Source organism: Streptomyces yerevanensis (assembly GCF_000716805.1).
GTDB classification, from domain to species: Bacteria; Actinomycetota; Actinomycetes; order Streptomycetales; family Streptomycetaceae; genus Streptomyces; species Streptomyces flaveus.
On sequence record NZ_JNWJ01000033.1, the window covers coordinates 19,298 to 35,621 of the forward strand.

15 protein-coding genes are annotated in these 16,324 nt (G+C 69.4%); 12 read left to right on the plus strand and 3 right to left on the minus strand.

Annotation, left to right across the window (positions count from 1 at the left end; genetic code table 11):
* Positions 1-27 precede the first annotated feature (27 nt).
* The 7 genes from OP79_RS29980 to OP79_RS30010 all read left to right on the plus strand — a co-directional run bounded on the left by OP79_RS29980 (position 28) and on the right by OP79_RS30010 (position 7,120).
* Positions 28-1,137: an MCE family protein gene (locus tag OP79_RS29980; RefSeq protein ID WP_033324711.1), complete on the plus strand. Its 1,110-nt coding sequence runs from the start codon at positions 28-30 to the stop codon at positions 1,135-1,137.
* Positions 1,134-2,429, plus strand: a complete 1,296-nt coding sequence (locus tag OP79_RS29985) for an MCE family protein (RefSeq protein WP_033324634.1) — start codon at positions 1,134-1,136, stop codon at positions 2,427-2,429. Before OP79_RS29980 ends, OP79_RS29985 begins: the two co-directional genes overlap by 4 nt.
* Complete coding sequence (locus OP79_RS29990; RefSeq protein WP_033324635.1) at positions 2,426-3,709, plus strand: MCE family protein; 1,284 nt, start codon at positions 2,426-2,428, stop codon at positions 3,707-3,709. Before OP79_RS29985 ends, OP79_RS29990 begins: the two co-directional genes overlap by 4 nt.
* Positions 3,706-4,272, plus strand: coding sequence for a hypothetical protein (locus tag OP79_RS29995; protein WP_245685500.1), 567 nt, complete (start codon positions 3,706-3,708; stop codon positions 4,270-4,272). The genes OP79_RS29990 and OP79_RS29995 overlap by 4 nt, the downstream gene beginning before the upstream one ends.
* A gap of 41 nt (positions 4,273-4,313) precedes the next feature.
* Positions 4,314-5,156 (plus strand): hypothetical protein, encoded by an 843-nt coding sequence (locus OP79_RS30000; RefSeq protein ID WP_033324637.1) that lies wholly within the window; start codon positions 4,314-4,316, stop codon positions 5,154-5,156.
* A gap of 168 nt (positions 5,157-5,324) precedes the next feature.
* The gene (locus OP79_RS30005) at positions 5,325-6,182 is read left to right on the plus strand and encodes a TIM barrel protein (RefSeq protein WP_033324638.1); all 858 of its coding nucleotides are present in this window, start codon (positions 5,325-5,327) and stop codon (positions 6,180-6,182) included.
* A gap of 44 nt (positions 6,183-6,226) precedes the next feature.
* Positions 6,227-7,120 (plus strand): 2-hydroxy-3-oxopropionate reductase, encoded by an 894-nt coding sequence (locus OP79_RS30010; RefSeq protein WP_033324640.1) that lies wholly within the window; start codon positions 6,227-6,229, stop codon positions 7,118-7,120.
* A gap of 283 nt (positions 7,121-7,403) precedes the next feature.
* On the opposite strand, the gene gcl is transcribed toward OP79_RS30010, so the two are convergent.
* Positions 7,404-9,188 (minus strand): glyoxylate carboligase, encoded by a 1,785-nt coding sequence (gene gcl / locus OP79_RS30015; RefSeq protein ID WP_106972509.1) that lies wholly within the window; start codon positions 9,186-9,188, stop codon positions 7,404-7,406.
* 341 nt (positions 9,189-9,529) lie between these two features.
* On the opposite strand from gcl, the gene OP79_RS30020 reads away from it, so the two are divergent.
* The 5 genes from OP79_RS30020 (at position 9,530) to OP79_RS30040 (ending at position 12,891) form a co-directional block, all read left to right on the plus strand.
* The gene (locus OP79_RS30020; protein WP_033324644.1) at positions 9,530-10,354 is read left to right on the plus strand and encodes a hypothetical protein; all 825 of its coding nucleotides are present in this window, start codon (positions 9,530-9,532) and stop codon (positions 10,352-10,354) included.
* A gap of 130 nt (positions 10,355-10,484) precedes the next feature.
* Positions 10,485-11,000 carry a GNAT family N-acetyltransferase gene (locus tag OP79_RS30025; protein ID WP_033324646.1) on the plus strand — a complete coding sequence of 172 codons (516 nt, stop codon included), beginning with the start codon at positions 10,485-10,487 and terminating at the stop codon, positions 10,998-11,000.
* Between the two features lie 129 nt (positions 11,001-11,129).
* The gene (locus OP79_RS30030) at positions 11,130-11,309 is read left to right on the plus strand and encodes a hypothetical protein (protein ID WP_033324648.1); all 180 of its coding nucleotides are present in this window, start codon (positions 11,130-11,132) and stop codon (positions 11,307-11,309) included.
* Entirely contained in the window at positions 11,303-12,271 is a 969-nt protein-coding gene (locus OP79_RS30035; protein WP_033324650.1) for a glycoside hydrolase family 113 protein, read from the plus strand. The genes OP79_RS30030 and OP79_RS30035 overlap by 7 nt, the downstream gene beginning before the upstream one ends.
* A 146-nt stretch (positions 12,272-12,417) precedes the next feature.
* Positions 12,418-12,891, plus strand: a complete 474-nt coding sequence (locus OP79_RS30040; protein WP_033324652.1) for a carboxymuconolactone decarboxylase family protein — start codon at positions 12,418-12,420, stop codon at positions 12,889-12,891.
* Between the two features lie 76 nt (positions 12,892-12,967).
* Here OP79_RS30040 and OP79_RS30045 read toward each other — a convergent pair whose 3' ends face one another.
* Positions 12,968-14,575 (minus strand): AMP-binding protein, encoded by a 1,608-nt coding sequence (locus tag OP79_RS30045; RefSeq protein WP_033324654.1) that lies wholly within the window; start codon positions 14,573-14,575, stop codon positions 12,968-12,970.
* The gene (locus OP79_RS30050) at positions 14,572-16,242 is read right to left on the minus strand and encodes an AMP-binding protein (RefSeq protein WP_033324656.1); all 1,671 of its coding nucleotides are present in this window, start codon (positions 16,240-16,242) and stop codon (positions 14,572-14,574) included. Before OP79_RS30050 ends, OP79_RS30045 begins: the two co-directional genes overlap by 4 nt.
* Positions 16,243-16,324: the final 82 nt, after the last annotated feature.

A 16,324-nucleotide genomic window follows, 5' to 3' on the forward strand; every position in this document is an offset into this window, starting at 1 on the left:
AGGGGAAGTTCACCTGTGGTCCGCCGGATGGCCCTGGTCACCGCACTGGCCGTGGTCGCCACGCTCGCCGTCGTGCTGTGGCCGCACTCGGAGCCCGTGCGTGTCACCGCGTACTTCCCGCGCACCGTCGGCATCTATCCCGGCTCGGACATCCGCGTCCTCGGCGTCCGGATCGGCGAGGTCAAGAAGATCACGCCGGAGGGCGAGCGGGTGCGGGTGGAGCTGGAGTACGACGAGGGGCGCAAGGTGCCGGCCGACGCCAAGGCCGCGATCATCAACTCCTCGGTGGTCAGCGACCGTTACGTACAGCTGCTGCCGGTGTACCGAAAGGGCCCGGTGCTGCGGGACGGTGACGTGATCCCCGAGGCGCGTACGGCCGTACCGGTAGAGCTGGACCGGATCTTCGACAGTCTGCACACCACGTCGGAGGCGCTCGGCCCGAAGGGGGCGAACGAAGACGGCTCGCTGTCACGGCTGTTGGGAGTGAGCGCCGACAACCTCGACGGGCAGGGCGAGAACCTGAACCAGACGGTCGAGGACCTTTCGCAGGCGGTCACGACCCTGTCCGACGGACGGGGGGACCTGTTCGGGACCGTACGCAACCTGCAGGTGTTCACGGCCGCGCTGGCGGCCGACGACAAGAGCGTGCGGTCGTTCAACGGCAGCCTCGCCAAGGTGGCGAAGCAGCTCGCCGGGGAGCGCAAGGACCTCGCGGCGGCGCTGAAGCACCTGGGGACGGCGCTCGGGGACATCTCCGAGTTCGTGAAGAAGAACAAGAAGTCGCTTACCTCGAACGTGAAGGGCCTCAGCAAGGTCACGAAGGTCCTCGTCACCCAACGGGCCGCTTTGGAGGAGCTGTTGGAGGTCGCGCCGACCGGTCTGTCCAACCTCCAGAACGCCTACAACGCGTCCTCCGGCACCCTCGACACCCGCAACAACCCGGACGGGCCGCAGGATCCGGCGGCGGTGCTGTGCTCATTGCTGAAGACGACCGGGGACGAGGGCGGCAAGAACCCGGACTGCGGGGATCTGAAGAAGCTCTTCGACTCCCTGCCCGAGGTGCCGCGGGCCCCGGCGGTGCCAAGCACGGGCACGGTCGACCGGACGCTCGGCGGAATTCTGGGGGCGAACGCATGAGCATGCTGCGCAAGGGCGGGGCTGTCGCCTGGGCGGCGGTCGGTTCGGTGCTGCTGTCCGGCTGCGAGTTCAACGGCTGGTACGACGTCGAACTGCCCGGTGGCGCCGCCGCGGACGGTCACGCCTACCACGTCACGGTCGAGTTCAGGGACGTACTGGACCTTGTGCCGCAGTCGGCGGTCAAGGTCAACAACGTCACCGTGGGCGCGGTCGAGAAGGTGGAGCTGGCAGGCTGGCACGCGCGGGTACGGCTGCGCGTCGCCGACTCGGTGAAGCTGCCCGGCAACGCGGTCGCCGAGTTGCGGCAGACCAGCATGCTCGGCGAGAAGTACGTGGCGCTGTCCGCCCCGCCGGACACCGACCCCGTGGGCCGACTCGGCAACGGCGACCGGATCCCGCTGTCCCGCAGTGGCCGCAACCCGGAGATCGAAGAGGTGCTGTCCGCCCTGTCCGCACTCCTCAACGGCGGCGGAGTGGCCCAGCTCAAGACGATCACCGTGGAACTCAACAAGGCTCTGGCGGGCCGGGAGAACCGGGTCAAATCCCTGCTCAAGGAGTTGAACACGTTCCTCGGCGGCCTGGACGAGCAGCGCAAGGACGTCGTGCGCGCGCTCGAGGGCATCGATCGGCTGGCCAAACGGCTGGGCAAGGAGAAGAAGACCATCGCGCGGGCCGTCGACACCATGCCGCCCGCGCTGAAGGTCCTCGCCGACCAGCGACGTGATCTGACGAAGATGCTCACCGCGCTGTCGAAGCTCGGCAAGACCGGCACCAAGGTGGTCAACGCCTCGCGGGACGACACGGTCGCGAACCTGAAGCAGCTGAGGCCGATCCTGCAACAGCTCGACAAGGCGGGCGACGATCTGCCCAACTCCCTTGAGATGCTGACCACTTACCCGTTTCCGCGCAACGCGGTGGACGCCGTCAAGGGCGACTACGTCAACCTCAAGATCACCGCCGACCTCGATCTGACGGGCATCTACGGCAACCTCACCGACGAGCCCGGGGAGGGGGGTGGAGAGGACAAGGGCCAGGACGCCGGGCCCGAGGTCCCGGATCTGCCCGAACTCCCGGACGTACCGGACGTACCGGATCTGCCGACCCCCACGGCGCTGCCGAGCACGCCGAGCCTGCCGGACGCGCCCGTCGAGCCCTCGGCGCCCTCGGACGGCGATCCGCTGTGCCCACCGGTGTGCACCAGCAGTTACGCCGCCCACGGGACCTCGGGTGACCTTCCGTCAGGGGTCGACCTCGCGCTCGCGGAGCTCATGCTGAAGGGGATACAGCCGTGATCACACGTACGGTCAAGGCCCAGCTGCTCGCCTTCGCCACCGTCACCGCCGTCGGGGTGTCGTACGTCGGCGCCGAGTACACGGGCCTGGTGGACGAACTCCTCGACCGCGGTTACACCGTGCGGGCCGACTTCGCCGACTCCGGGGGTATCTTCTCCGGCGCCGAGGTCACGTATCGCGGGGTGCCGGTGGGCCGGGTCGGCTCGCTGCGGCTCACCGGCTCCAAGGGCGTCTCGGTGTCCCTCGACATCGAGGGCGACGGACCGCGCATCCCGGCGGACACCCTGGCCGTGGTGGCGAACCGTTCGGCGGTGGGTGAGCAGTACGTCGACCTGCAGCCGCGCGACTCCGGCGGCCCGTATCTGCTCGACGGCAGCACGATCCCGCGGGAGAGCACGCGGGTTCCGCTGCCCACCACGGACATGGTCCTCAGTCTTGACCGGCTGGTCACCTCGGTCGGCAAGAACGATCTGCGGGTCACCGTCGACGAGTTGGGCAAGGCCTTCGCCGGCACCGGACCGCGGCTGAGCCGACTGGTGGACTCGGGCAACGCGCTCGTGGAGTCGGCGTCCGACTCGCTCCCGCAGACGGTCTCGCTGATCGAGGACTCACGGAAGGTCCTCAAGACGCAGGCCGACCAGGGCTCGTCCATCAAGTCGTTCTCCCGCGATCTGGCGGCGCTCACCGCGGAGTTGAAGTCGAGCGACGGGGACCTGCGCAAGCTGATCGGCAACACGGCACCGGCCGCGCAGGAGGTCAACTCGCTGCTCAAGTCCACCAGTCCGGATCTGCGGGTCCTGCTGGCCAATCTGATCAGCGGGGGTCAAGTCACGGTGGCGCGGCTGCCCGGCGTGGAGCAGGCCCTGGTCACCTTCCCGGTGGTGGTCGCCGGCAGCTACACCGTCATCCCGGGCGACGGCACCACCCACTTCGGCCTTGTCCTCAACGCCGACGACCCGCCTGCGTGCACCGAGGGATACGGGACGCGGCGGCGCGATCCCGCGGACACGAGCACGCGCCCGGCGAACACCGACGCGCGCTGCACGGCTCCGCGCGGCGGGGACACCTCGGTGCGCGGCGCGCAGAACGCGCCCGGCGCGTCAGCCGGTTCCGGTTCCGGCGGTGCCGGCCGGGCGGCGTACGTCGCGCCGTACGACCCGGAGACCGGCACCGCGACCGGCCCGGACGGAACGCCCGTCGAGATCGGCTCGACGGGCGGACAGCAGACCGTGTTCGGAAAGGAATCGTGGCAATGGCTGCTAGTGGGACCGATGGCATGACCGATGGCGTGATCGGGAAGCTGCAGACACTGAGCGCCGCCCTGGCGTTCGCCGGGCGTCGCGGGGCCCTTCTGCCGTCCCCCCGGCGGCACAGGGCCCTGTCGGCGGGACTCGCCGTGGCGACTGCCGTGACCACCGCGCTGATCATCTGGCTGAGCCTCCAGTTGTTCGAGCAGCACGAGGCGGAGCAGCAGCGCCAGGACGTCCTCGCGGCGGCCCGTCAGTCGGCGCTGAACTTCACCTCGCTCGACTACCGGCACTACGACCGGGACAGCGGGAACGTGCTGAAGGGCGCCACCGGCGACTTCAAGGAGCAGTTCGCCGCGCAGACCGAGGAGTTGACCGCGCTGGTCGCCCGGAACAAGTCGGTGTCCGAGGGGCGGGTCCTCGATGCGGGCATCGTCCGGTCCGACGAGCGCTCGGCCCGAGTCCTGGTGGTCGCCGACAGCAAGGTGACCAACACGGCCGTGCCCGACGGGGAGGCGCGTACGTACCGGCTGCAACTCGACCTCGTCCTGAGGGACGGTCGCTGGCTGACGTCCGACGTGGAGTTCGTCGGCTGACCGCTCTCCACCCCGCCGTACAACCAGTAAGGAGTAAGACCGTGGCGAACCCGACTTCCCGAACGCGCGGCGCCGGCTCGCCCGCCCGCCGCACCCTGACGGCGGCCAAACGCGCGGCGGCCAAGCGCGCGGAGCGCGTCACCGGCGATCCCGGGGGCCCGGACGATCCTGGGGTCCCGGCCCCGGTGGAAGAGGCCGCCGGCAAGACACCGCGGCGGCCGGAAGGGCAGGAGGCCGGGCCCACGGTGCTCATCGAGGTTCCGGACGGCTGGGACGACCCGCCGGAGCCGTCACCGGAGTCCTTCGAGGAGGATCCACCGGAGGGCGAGGACGCGATCGAGAACGAGGGCGGGACCGGCTCAGGTACCGCTGCGCGGCGGTCCCGCGGGAGGCTGCTCACCGCGATCCTGTCCGTCCTGCTCGTGGCGGGTCTGGTCGCGGTCGCCGTGCTCGGATGGCAGTACCGCGAGGGGCGGCGGGCCGAGCAGGCACGGGGGCAGGCACTCACGGCCGCGCGGAAGGCGGCGCCCGTCGTGCTGTCGTACGACTACCGGCGCCTGGACCGTGACTTCGCCGCGGCACGCGCCCACCTCACCGGGGACTTCCGCGACGAGTACGGGAAGACCACGAAGACGGTGGTCGGGCCGACGGCCAGGAAGTACGAGGGCGTGGTGAAGGCCACCGTCGTGGAACCCGCCGGCGGCGGCACTCCCGCGGCCTCGGTCGTGTCGGTCTCACCGGACAAGGCGGTCGTGCTGCTCTTCGTCAACCAGGTGACCAGGAGCACCCAGGTGTCGGGGCCGCGCGTGGATCTGAACCGGGTGCGGATGACCCTGGACCGCACCTCCGGGGGCTGGAAGGTGAGCGCCGTCGACGCGCTCTGAGCACACTCCTGACCACCTCTCCCTGGCCATGCCCTCCGCGCATCCCGCGCGGGGGGCGTTTTTCTGCGCCCGCTCTTGACAGGGTTCCCCAACCTTGGGCAGCCTTTCCATTAAGCAGAAATAAACTTCCGCATTATGAAATTTCAAGGAAAGGGAGCGCCGATCCCGATGCCAGGTTCCGAATGGGCCACAGCCACAGACCAGCGCTTCAACGTCAACCTGTCGATCCTCTTCACGGAACTCCCGCTCCTGGAGCGCCCCGCGGCAGCCGCCGCGGCGGGCTTCACCGCGGTCGAGCTGTGGTGGCCCTGGGCCGACTCCCCCACCCCCGACAAGTCCGAACTCGACTCCCTGAAGCAGGCGATCGAGGACGCGGGCGTGCGGCTGACAGGCCTGAACTTCTACGCCGGGCAGCTGCCGGGCCCGGACCGGGGCGCGCTGTCGATTCCTGGCGAGGAGTCGGAGAGGTTCCGCGCGAACGTCGACGTGGTGGCGGACTTCGCCCAGTCCCTGGGCTGCGAGGCGCTCAACGCGCTGTACGGCAACCGCGTCGAGGGCGTGGACCCGGCCGAGCAGGACGCGCTCGCGCTGGAGAACCTGGCGCTCGCGGCCCGGGCCGCCGACCGTATCGGCGCGATCCTCCTGATCGAGACCCTCAACAAGCCGGAGTCGCCGCGCTACCCGCTGGTGTCCGCCCCGGCCGGCATCGGCATCGTCGACAAGGTCAACGAGGCGACCGGCCTCGGCAACGCCAGGTTCCTCATGGATCTCTACCACCTGTCCATGAACGGCGAGGACCTGCCGTCGGTGATCGAGCAGTACGCCGCGAAGACCGGCCACGTCCAGATCGCCGACAACCCGGGGCGCGGCGCTCCGGGCACGGGGACGTTGCCGCTGGAGGACCTGCTGGACCAGCTCAGGAAGACGGGTTACGAGGGCTGGGTGGGCCTGGAGTACAAGCCGGGCGCCCGCCCGAGCACGGAGGCCTTCGAGTGGCTGCCGCGCGAGGCACGCACCGCCCGCTGAACGGCAACCCACAGACGTAGTACGGCAGTTGGAGAGGCACCCTGATGAGCAGCAGACTTCCCAAGGTCGCGTGGATCGGGCTCGGCATCATGGGCTCCCCCATGTCCGAGAACCTGATCAAGGCGGGTTACGACGTCACCGGCCACACCCTGGAGCAGGACAAGCTCGACCGCCTGGCCGCCGCCGGTGGGACCCCGGCCGGCTCCATCGCCGAAGCCGTACGGGACGCCGACGTCGTGATCACGATGGTGCCCGCATCGCCGCAGGTCGAGGCCGTCGCGTACGGCCCTGACGGCATCCTGGAGAACGCGCGGTCCGGCGCCCTGCTGATCGACATGTCGTCCATCACCCCGCAGACCTCCGTCGACCTGGCGAAGGCCGCGGCGGCGAAGGGCATCCGCGTCCTCGACGCCCCGGTCTCCGGCGGCGAGGCGGGCGCCGTCGAGGCCGTACTGTCCATCATGGTCGGCGGCGAGCAGGCCGACTTCGACGAGGCGAAGCCGGTCTTCGAGGCGCTCGGCAGGACCATCGTGCTCTGCGGCCCGCACGGCTCCGGCCAGACCGTGAAGGCCGCGAACCAGCTGATCGTCGCCGTCAACATCCAGGCGTGCGCCGAGGCCGTGGTCTTCCTGGAGAAGTCGGGCGTCGACCTGAAGGCGGCCCTCGACGTCCTGAACGGCGGCCTCGCGGGCTCCACGGTGCTGACCCGCAAGAAGGACAACTTCCTCAACCGCGACTTCAAGCCGGGCTTCCGCATAGACCTGCACCACAAGGACATGGGCATCGTCACCGACGCCGCCCGCAACGTCGGCGCGGCCCTGCCCGTCGGCGCCGTGGTCGCCCAACTCGTCGCCTCCCTGCGCACGCAGGGCGACGGCGACCTGGACCACTCGGCGCTGCTGCGCACGGTCGAGCGCCTCTCCGGCGCGCAGGTCTGACGCCCTCCGATGACTCCGGGTGGCGCCGCCGCTTGACATCCGTCCTGTCGCGCCCGGGCGCCGGCGCCATCCGGACACACAGTGAGCGCCGGGCACGGACGGTTCCGTGCCCGGCGCTCGCTGCGTCCCGCCCGTACGCCAGGGTGCGTACGCCACCTACGAAAGCCTCAAGAGAACCTCTGAACCCGTGCCCAGGGGCTTCAACTCACCCCACCTGCGGGCACATCCTCAGCACATGAGGCCCGCCGGCACGGGGGCGGCGGGCCTCATACCGACTGGCTGCTCAGGTCTTCAGCGCCTTGATCGACGTAGGCGCATGCCCCGGCTCCGTAGCGACCTCCTCGAACTCCACCACAGCGCTGATGTCGTTCGTCGTGGACATCGAGATGTTGGTGACGCGCTCCAGGATCACCTCGACCACGACCGGCACCCGGTGCTCGGCGGCGAGCTTCAGCGCCTGCTCGAAGGCCGCACCCAGCTCGCTCGGGTCCGTTACGCGGAGTGCCTTGCAGCCCAGGCCCTCGGCGACCTTGACGTGATCTACGCCGTAGACGCCCAGTTCGGGGGAGTTGAGGTTCTCGAACTCGAGGTTGACCTGGAAGTCGATGTCGAATGCACGCTGCGCCTGGCGGATCAGGCCCAGGTAGGAGTTGTTCACCAGTACGTGGACGTACGGGATCCTGTGCTGGGCGCCGACGGCCAGCTCCTCGATCATGAACTGGAAGTCGTAGTCGCCGGAGAGGGCGACCACGGGCGCCTCCGGGTCGGCCTTCGCCACGCCCAGGGCGGCCGGGATCGTCCAGCCCAGCGGGCCCGCCTGGCCGCAGTTGATCCAGTGGCGCGGCCGGTAGACGTGCAGCATCTGCGCGCCGGCGATCTGCGAGAGGCCGATCGTGGACACGTACCGGGTCTCGGGTCCGAAGACCTTGTTCATCTCCTCGTACACGCGCTGCGGCTTGATCGGGATGTCGTCGAAGTGCGTACGCCGCTGGAGCCGGGCCTTCTTCTCCTGCGCCTGGCGAGCCCACGCGGACCGGTCCGGCAGGGCGCCCGCCGCCTTCAACTCCCGTGCCGCCTCCACGAAGAGCTCGAGCGCCGCCTTCGCGTCGGAGGCGATGCCGTAGTCCGGCGGGAAGATTTTCCCGATCTGTGTCGGCTCGATGTCGACGTGCACGAACTTCCGGCCGGCCATGTAGACGTCCAGCCTGCCGGTGTGGCGGTTGGCCCAGCGGTTGCCGATGCCGAGGACGAAGTCGGATTCCAGGAAGGTGGCGTTGCCGTAGCGGTGCGAGGTCTGGAGGCCGACCATGCCGGCGTTCAGCTCGTGGTCGTCGGGGAGGACGCCCCAGCCCATGAGGGTGGGGACGACCGGGATGCCGGTCAACTCGGCGAATTCCACGAGGAGTTCGGAGGCGTCGGCGTTGATGACTCCGCCGCCCGCGACGATGAGCGGGCGTTCGGACTCACCCAGGAGCGCGAGGGCCTTCTCGATCTGGGCGCGGGTCGCGGACGGCTTGTAGGCCAGGAGTGGCTCGTACGTGTCCGGGTCGAACTCGATCTCGGTGAGCTGGACGTCGACGGGCAGGTCGATCAGGACGGGCCCGGGGCGGCCGGAGCGCATCAGATGGAAGGCCTGCTGGAAGACGCCCGGCACCTGCGCCGCCTCCAGCACGGTGACCGCCATCTTGGTGACCGGCTTGGCGATCGAGGCGATGTCGACGGCCTGGAAGTCCTCCTTGTGGATCACGGCGGTCGGCGCCTGGCCGGTGATGCACAGGATCGGGATGGAGTCACCGATCGCGGAGTACAGGCCGGTGATCATGTCGGTGCCGGCCGGGCCGGAGGTGCCGATGCAGACGCCGATGTTGCCGGGACGGGTGCGGGTGTACCCCTCCGCCATGTGCGAGGCGCCCTCGACATGGCGGGCGAGGGTGTGGTCGATCCCGCCGGAGGCCTTGAGCGCGGCGTAGAAGGGGTTGATCGCCGCGCCCGGGACACCGAACGCGTCGGTGACGCCCTCCCGCTTGAGGATCTCAACTGCCGCGCGGGCAGCGGTCATTCGAGCCATTGCGTACTCCTGCTTCGACGGTTGGATGCAGGCTCCCGTCGCGCCCCGCGGAGAGCTTCATGTTTCCACCGGAATTCGCAATGAATTCCATATTGTGGAAATTAATTTCTACTATCTGGAAGCAATGTAAGCGGGGTCCCAAGGGCCGTCAAGGCACGGCACCCATCCGGCAGGAACCACTCCGCCTGCCCCGACGTCTCTTGCTCGCCGTGATCGCGTACGCGTCCGTGTAGTGCGTCGGACGCCCGTTGTCCGAACTCCCTGCCGTGGATCGCCCGCTTGGAGGACGATGGGGGTCTGTCCCGTGGGGCGTTTGTGGATGTGACGTTTCTGGAGTGGTCATGGCCGAGAGCGTGCCGGTGCGGTGTCCGGCCTGTCGGCGCGAGCATGTGTATGCGGCGCCGTCGTATCCCTGTGTGTGCGGAGCGCCTGTCACGCCCGAACTTGACCGGGACGCTGTCCCGGAGGCCCTCACGCACCACACCTGGGACGACGACTGGATCACGGTCCAGTGCACGGCCTGTGGCCGCCAGGACCAGTGGCCGCGGCCCGAACTGGGGTGTCCCTGCGGCACTGTGCTGCGGGTGCCGCTGGTTCAGGAGCGGTCGGGGCGGGAGGATGCGTTGACGGAGGAGACGCAAGGAGAGAGCGACTCGGGTGCCGGTACGGGCCGTGAGTCGGAAACCGCGGACTCCGGCGCCGACGAAGGCACCGGCCAAGCTGCGCCCGCGCCATCCGACTCCCGTCGTCCCCGCATTCCTCTCCCGCGCGCCGCCCCTTCTCCCCGGCCCCCCTTCCACCCGGTGACGATCCGTACGGCCCGGGACGCCGTGACCGCCTCCGCCCTGTACCTCCGCTGGCTCGGTTACCAGGAGATCCGGCGGGCGGACCAGCGCCCGCCCTCGGGGATCGGGCTGGCCGCGCGCGGCGTCCTCGCGCAGATCGACCCGACGCTGCGGCCGGCCTCGCTGCGCGACGTGGAATGCCTGTGGCTGACGGCGATGACGGAGTCGACGGGCTGCGTCTACTTCTCCCTGGCCGGGTACGCGGAGGACGCCCGCTCCGTCGCCGACTCCCTCGGCGTCCCCCTCTTCGTACTGGACCTCACGGGCACGCCCCAGCCGGTCAACAGCTTGGCGGACGAACTGGTCGCCACGGGGGCCTGACTTTGGCCGGGACCCCGCTGGGGGCTCCGCCCCCAGACCCCCGTACCGGCCTGAACGGCCTCGTCCTCAAACGCCGGACGGGCTGGTTTATTCATGCGGGACTCAGCTGCAAAGTTCGCATACTTGGCCCATGCCCATAAGACCCGCCACCCCCGCCGACCTCCCCCTCCTCCAGGACATCGAGCGCGCCGCAGGCGAACTCTTCCGCCCCCTCGGTATGCCGGAGATCGCCGCCGACGAGCCGCCCGCGCTCGACGAACTGGAGCGCTTCCGGCAGTCGGGACATGCCTGGGTCACCGATGACGACGTCACCGGGCGAGTCGTGGCGTATCTGATCGGGGAGCCTGTGGACGGCGCGTTTCACATCGAGCAGGTCACCGTCCACCCGGACGCGGGCCGCCGGGGCGTGGGCCGGGCCCTCGTCGCGTACGCCGCCGAGCGCGCACGCGACGAGGGCCTGCTCGCTCTCACTCTGACCACCTTCACGGAGGTCCCCTGGAACGCCCCGTACTACGAGCGCCTCGGCTTCCGCGTCCTGACCGGTCCCGAACTCACCCCGGGCCTACGGAAGATCCGCGCCACGGAAGCCGAACACGGCCTGGACCGTTGGCCCCGGGTCTGCATGCGCAAGGACATCGCCGACTAGGCGCGTGTCGAAAGCGCTTTGAAGGTCGCGCGGACAAGCGGCGGATGCAGCAGGCAGGAACGGGGCAGGCGCAAGTTCCGTGATCATGGAGTTGCTGACTGTCCGCGCGACCTCTTATAGACGGAAGTCATGCGCTCCTGGACGAAAGACGGATGCCCGACCGCCGGCTGTCTCTCTAGCGTCGACCGGACCGATGACGTCGACTACGCGGTGAAGTACGCGGTCAACGCCGCGATGCTCGGCGGTGTCGCCGCCCTTCTCCTCATGGCCACCCGCCAACTGCGTCGACAGGAGCCGAGCGCATGCTGACCGTCCGCGGCATCTCCTACCTGGTCGGCGAGGCGAGCACCGATGACGTGCGGCGGGACCTGGAGGTCATCGCCCGGGACCTGCACTGCACCACGGTGATGCTCATCGGGGACGGGAAGCGGTTGATCGATGCCGCCCGCACCGCCCTCCATACCGGTCTCGGCGTCTACATCCGGCCCCACGTTCCCGAACTGCCTCAGCCGAAGCTGCTGGAGCACCTGGACGCCGTCGCCGAGGCGGCCGAAGAACTTCGCCTGGAACACCCGGACCGGGTGACGCTCCTGGTCGGCAGCGAGTTCTCCCACACCGTTCCCGGCATCGTCCCCGGACCTCGCTCGTTCCTGCGCCTGAAGCTCATCGTGCGTTTCCACCGCGTGCTGCGGCGCCGGATCGACCGGCGGCTCCACCGGCTGCTCGCCACCGCCGTGACCACCGCGCGGCGCCGCTTCGGCGGGCCGGTCACCTACTCCGCGGCCGGGTGGGAACACGTCGACTGGTCGCTGTTCGACCTGGTCGGCGTCAGCTTCTACCGCTCCGGCCGCAACCACGCCACCTACACGGACCGCCTGCGCGCCCTGGTTCGCGACCACGACAGGCCCGTCGTCATCACCGAGTTCGGGTGCGGTGCCTTCACCGGAGCCGACCAGCGGGGAGCCGGTTCCTTCTGGATCGTCAACTGGTTCGCCACACCCCCGCGCATCCGCGGCGACCACCCCCGCGACGAGGCCGTCCAGGCCCGCTACCTCGGTGAACTCATCGACCAGTACGACGCGGAGGGCGTGCACGGCTGCTTCGTGTTCACCTTCGCCATGCCCGACTTCCCGCATCACGACGATCCTCGTCTCGACCTCGACAAGGCCGGCTTCGGGGTCGTGGCGGTGACCGGCGACGGTGCGTGCAGCCCCAAGGAGGCGTTCCACGAGGTCGCGCGGCGCTACGGCGACATGGCCGTGGAGGAATGACCGAAAGATGAGCGGCCCGGAAGACGAGCCGCCGGCCGAGTGGGCGGCCCGGCACGAGAGACGCAGGTCACATTCGCGGATGTCACATCTCGCCGAGCCGAGCCGTCGTAGAGGTGAAGCCACCAACAACGACGGAGGAGCTCATCGTGGAAGCTCGCTTGGACATCATGGCCCGCCCGGGCGCAGCCAAGGCCTTCAAGCACATCGTCGCGGCGGGCAAGGCGCTCGCGGACTCGACTCTGCCGCTCTCGACGCAGGAACTGGTGAAGCTTCGCGCCAGTCAGATCAACGGCTGCGGCTTCTGCACCGACATGCACAGCAAGGACGCCATGCACGCCGGGGAAACCTGGACGCGCCTCAACCTGGTCGCGGCCTGGCGGGAGGCCACCGTGTTCACCGAGGCCGAACGCGCGGCCCTGGAACTGGCGGAGCAGGGCACCCGCATCGCGGACGCGGCCGGTGGTGTCACGGACGAGGCCTGGGCGAACGCCGCCAAGTACTACGACGAGGACCAGCTCGCCGACCTGGTGTGCGTCATCGCCATCATCAATGCCTTCAACCGCGGGAACGTCATGCTCCAGACACCCGCAGGCGACTACCAGCCCGGCATGTTCGGATAACTCGGATTAAGAGAACCACCGCGGCACACGCACGCCCCGGGCACCTCTCGCAGGTGGCCCGGGGCGCTGCGGCTGTCTAGTCCGCGTATGTCTCCCGCAGCTCCACCTTCCGCACCTTCCCCGACACCGTCATCGGAAAGGACTCCAGGATCCGCAGCCGACTGGGCACCTTGTAGTGCGCCAACTGCCCCGCGCAGAAGGCCCGTAGCTCCTCCAGGGTCAGCGGGTCGGCGGGGTCGCGCGGGATGACGCAGGCGAGTACCTCCTCGCCGTACCGCTCGTCGGGTACGCCCACCACCTGGACGTCCGCGATCTTCGGGTGCGCGTACAGGAACTCCTCGATCTCGCGCGGGTAGATGTTCTCGCCGCCCCGGATGATCATGTCCTTGATCCGGCCGACGATCTGGACGTATCCGTCGTCGAGCATCACGGCCAGATCCCCGGTGTGCATCCAGCGCCCGGAGTCGACGGCCTCGGCGGTCTTCTCGGGTTCGTTCCAGTAACCGAGCATCACGCTGTAGCCGCGGGTGCACAGTTCACCGGCGGAGCCGCGTGGCAGCGTCACCCCGTTCGCCGGGTCGACGATCTTGACCTCGATGTGCGGCAGTACGCGGCCGACCGTGCCGGTGCGGTGTTCCAGGTCGTCGTCACGGCGGGTCTGGAGGGAGACGGGCGAGGTCTCGGTCATGCCGTAGCAGATGGAGACCTCGGCCATGTGCATCTCGGACACGACCCGTTTCATGACCTCCACGGGGCAGGGCGAGCCCGCCATGATGCCGGTACGCAGGGAGGAGAGGTCGTACGTCGCGAAGTCCGGGAGGTTCAGCTCGGCGATGAACATCGTCGGGACGCCGTAGAGGGACGTACAGCGCTCCTGTTCGACGGCCTTCAGCGTCGCCGCGGGATCGAAGGACGGGGCCGGGATGACGACGCACGCGCCGTGGGACATGGCGGCCAGATTCCCCATCACCATGCCGAAGCAGTGGTAGAAGGGCACCGGCACACACACCCGGTCCTGCTCGGTGTAGCCGACGGTCCGGCCCACCCAGTAGCCGTTGTTGAGGATGTTGTGGTGGGAGAGCGTGGCCCCCTTCGGGAAGCCTGTGGTGCCCGAGGTGTACTGGATGTTGACCGGGTCGTCGCAGCTCAACTCGGCTTCCAGGCCAGCCAGTTGTTCGTACGGGACCGATGCCGCGCCCGCCACCAGCGTGTCCCAGCTCTCGTCGCCGATGTACACCGTCTCGCGCAACTGCGGGCACTTTCCGCGCACTTGGTCGACCAGCGCCCGGTAGTCGCTGCCCTTGTGCGCGAGTGAGGCGACCAGGAGCGAGATCCCGGCCTGCTTCAGTACGTACTCCAACTCATGGGCGCGGTAAGCGGGGTTGATGTTCACCATGATCGCGCCGAGGCGGGCGGTCGCGTACTGGATGAGCACCCACTCGGGACAGTTGATCGCCCAGATGCCGACCCGGTCGCCCTTCGCGACCCCCTTGGCGAGCAGCCCGCGCGCCACCTCGTCGACCGCGGCGCCGAACTCCTCGTACGTCCAACGCCGTCCGGAGGGCACATCCACGAGCGCGTCCCGCGCGGGATATGTGGCGATCGCCCGGTCGAGACGGGATCCGATGGTGTCGCCGAGCAGGGCAGTATCGCTCGTCCCGTGCGCGTACGAAATCTCGGTCACCGGAAGTCCTCCTCGCGGTACTCGGCGTCCGACCCCGCGGCCGTCGCCTCACGCAGCTCGATCCGGCGGATCTTGCCCGACACGGTCTTGGGGAGGTCGCCGAACTCCAGGCGGCGGATGCGCTTGTACGGGGCGAGGGTGGTGCGCGCGTGCTCGAAGAGGATCTTCGCCGTGTCGGGGCCCGGCTCCCAGCCCTCCGCGAGCACGATGTACGCCTTCGGGACGGCGAGCCGCAGTTCGTCGGGCGCGGGGACGACGGCCGCCTCGGCGACGGCCTCGTGCTCCAGGAGCGCGCTCTCCAGCTCGAAGGGGCTGATCTTGTAGTCGCTGGCCTTGAAGACGTCGTCGGCTCGGCCCACGTACGTGATGTAGCCGTCCGCGTCCCGCGAACCGATGTCCCCCGTCCGGTAGTAGCCGCCCGCCATCGCCTCCGCCGTACGGTCGGGGTCGCCGTGGTAGCCGGTCATCAGCCCCACGGGCTTGCCGGACAGGTCCAGCGCGATCTCGCCCTCGTCCGCACCCGGCGCACCCGACACCGGATCGAGCAGTTCGACCCGGAAGCCGGGGCTGGGCCGCCCCATGGAGCCGGTCTTCAGTGGCTGCCCGGGGCTGTTGGACACCTGCACGGCCGTCTCGGTCTGCCCGAAACCGTCCCGGATCGTCACGCCCCACGCCCGCCGCACCTGCTCGATGACCTCGGGGTTCAGCGGCTCCCCTGCGGCGACGGCCTCGCGCGGCGGGGTCCGCAGCTGGGTCAGGTCGGCCTGGATGAGCATGCGCCACACGGTGGGCGGAGCGCAGAAGGTCGTCACTCCCGCGCGGTCCATCTCCGCCATCAGGCGGGTCGCGTCGAAGCGCGTGTAGTTGTGGATGAAGACGGTCGCCTCGGCGTTCCAGGGGGCGAAGAGGTTGGACCAGGCGTGCTTGGCCCAGCCGGGCGAGGAGATGTTCAGATGGACGTCGCCGGGCTTGAGGCCGATCCAGTACATGGTCGCCAAGTGGCCGATGGGATACGACACATGGGTGTGCTCGACGAGTTTGGGGCGCGCGGTCGTGCCCGAGGTGAAGTACAGCATCAGGGGGTCGTCGGGGCTGGTGGCGCCGTCGGGCTCGAAGTCCGCGGGGGCGGCGTACGCGTCCTCGTACGACCGCCAGCCGTCCCGCTCACCGCCGACCGTGATGCGGGTGTAGCGGCCGGGCACGTCGTCGAACTTGGCGGTGTCCTCGGCCCGTACGACCACATGCCGTACGCGCCCGCGCTCGACGCGGTCGCGCAGATCCGCGGGGCCGAGCAGCGGTGTCGCGGGGATGACGACGGCGCGCAGCTTCATCGCGGCGAGGGCCGTCTCCCACAGCTCGGCCTGGTTGCCGAGCATGACGAGGACGCGGTCCTCGGGGCGTACGCCCATCTCGCGCAGCCAGTTGGCGGCGCGGGCGGAGCGTTCGGACATCGCGGCGAAGGACAGCTCGACGCGCTCGCCGTCCTCCTCGACGATGTGCAGGGCCGTGCGGTCGTTGCCGCGTGCGATGACGTCGAACCAGTCGAGGGCCCAGTTGAAGTACTCCGGCCGGGGCCAGGTGAAGCCCTCGTATGCCGTGGCATAGTCCTCGCGGTGCTTCAGCAGGAAGTCCCGCGCGCTGCGGAAGCGCTCCGTCGGCGTCGTCATCCGTCGTCCTCCTCGAACCCGGCCACATTGCCGGGCGGCTCAATGACATCGTGTATGCGTGACGTGGATCTCACTACCCCCG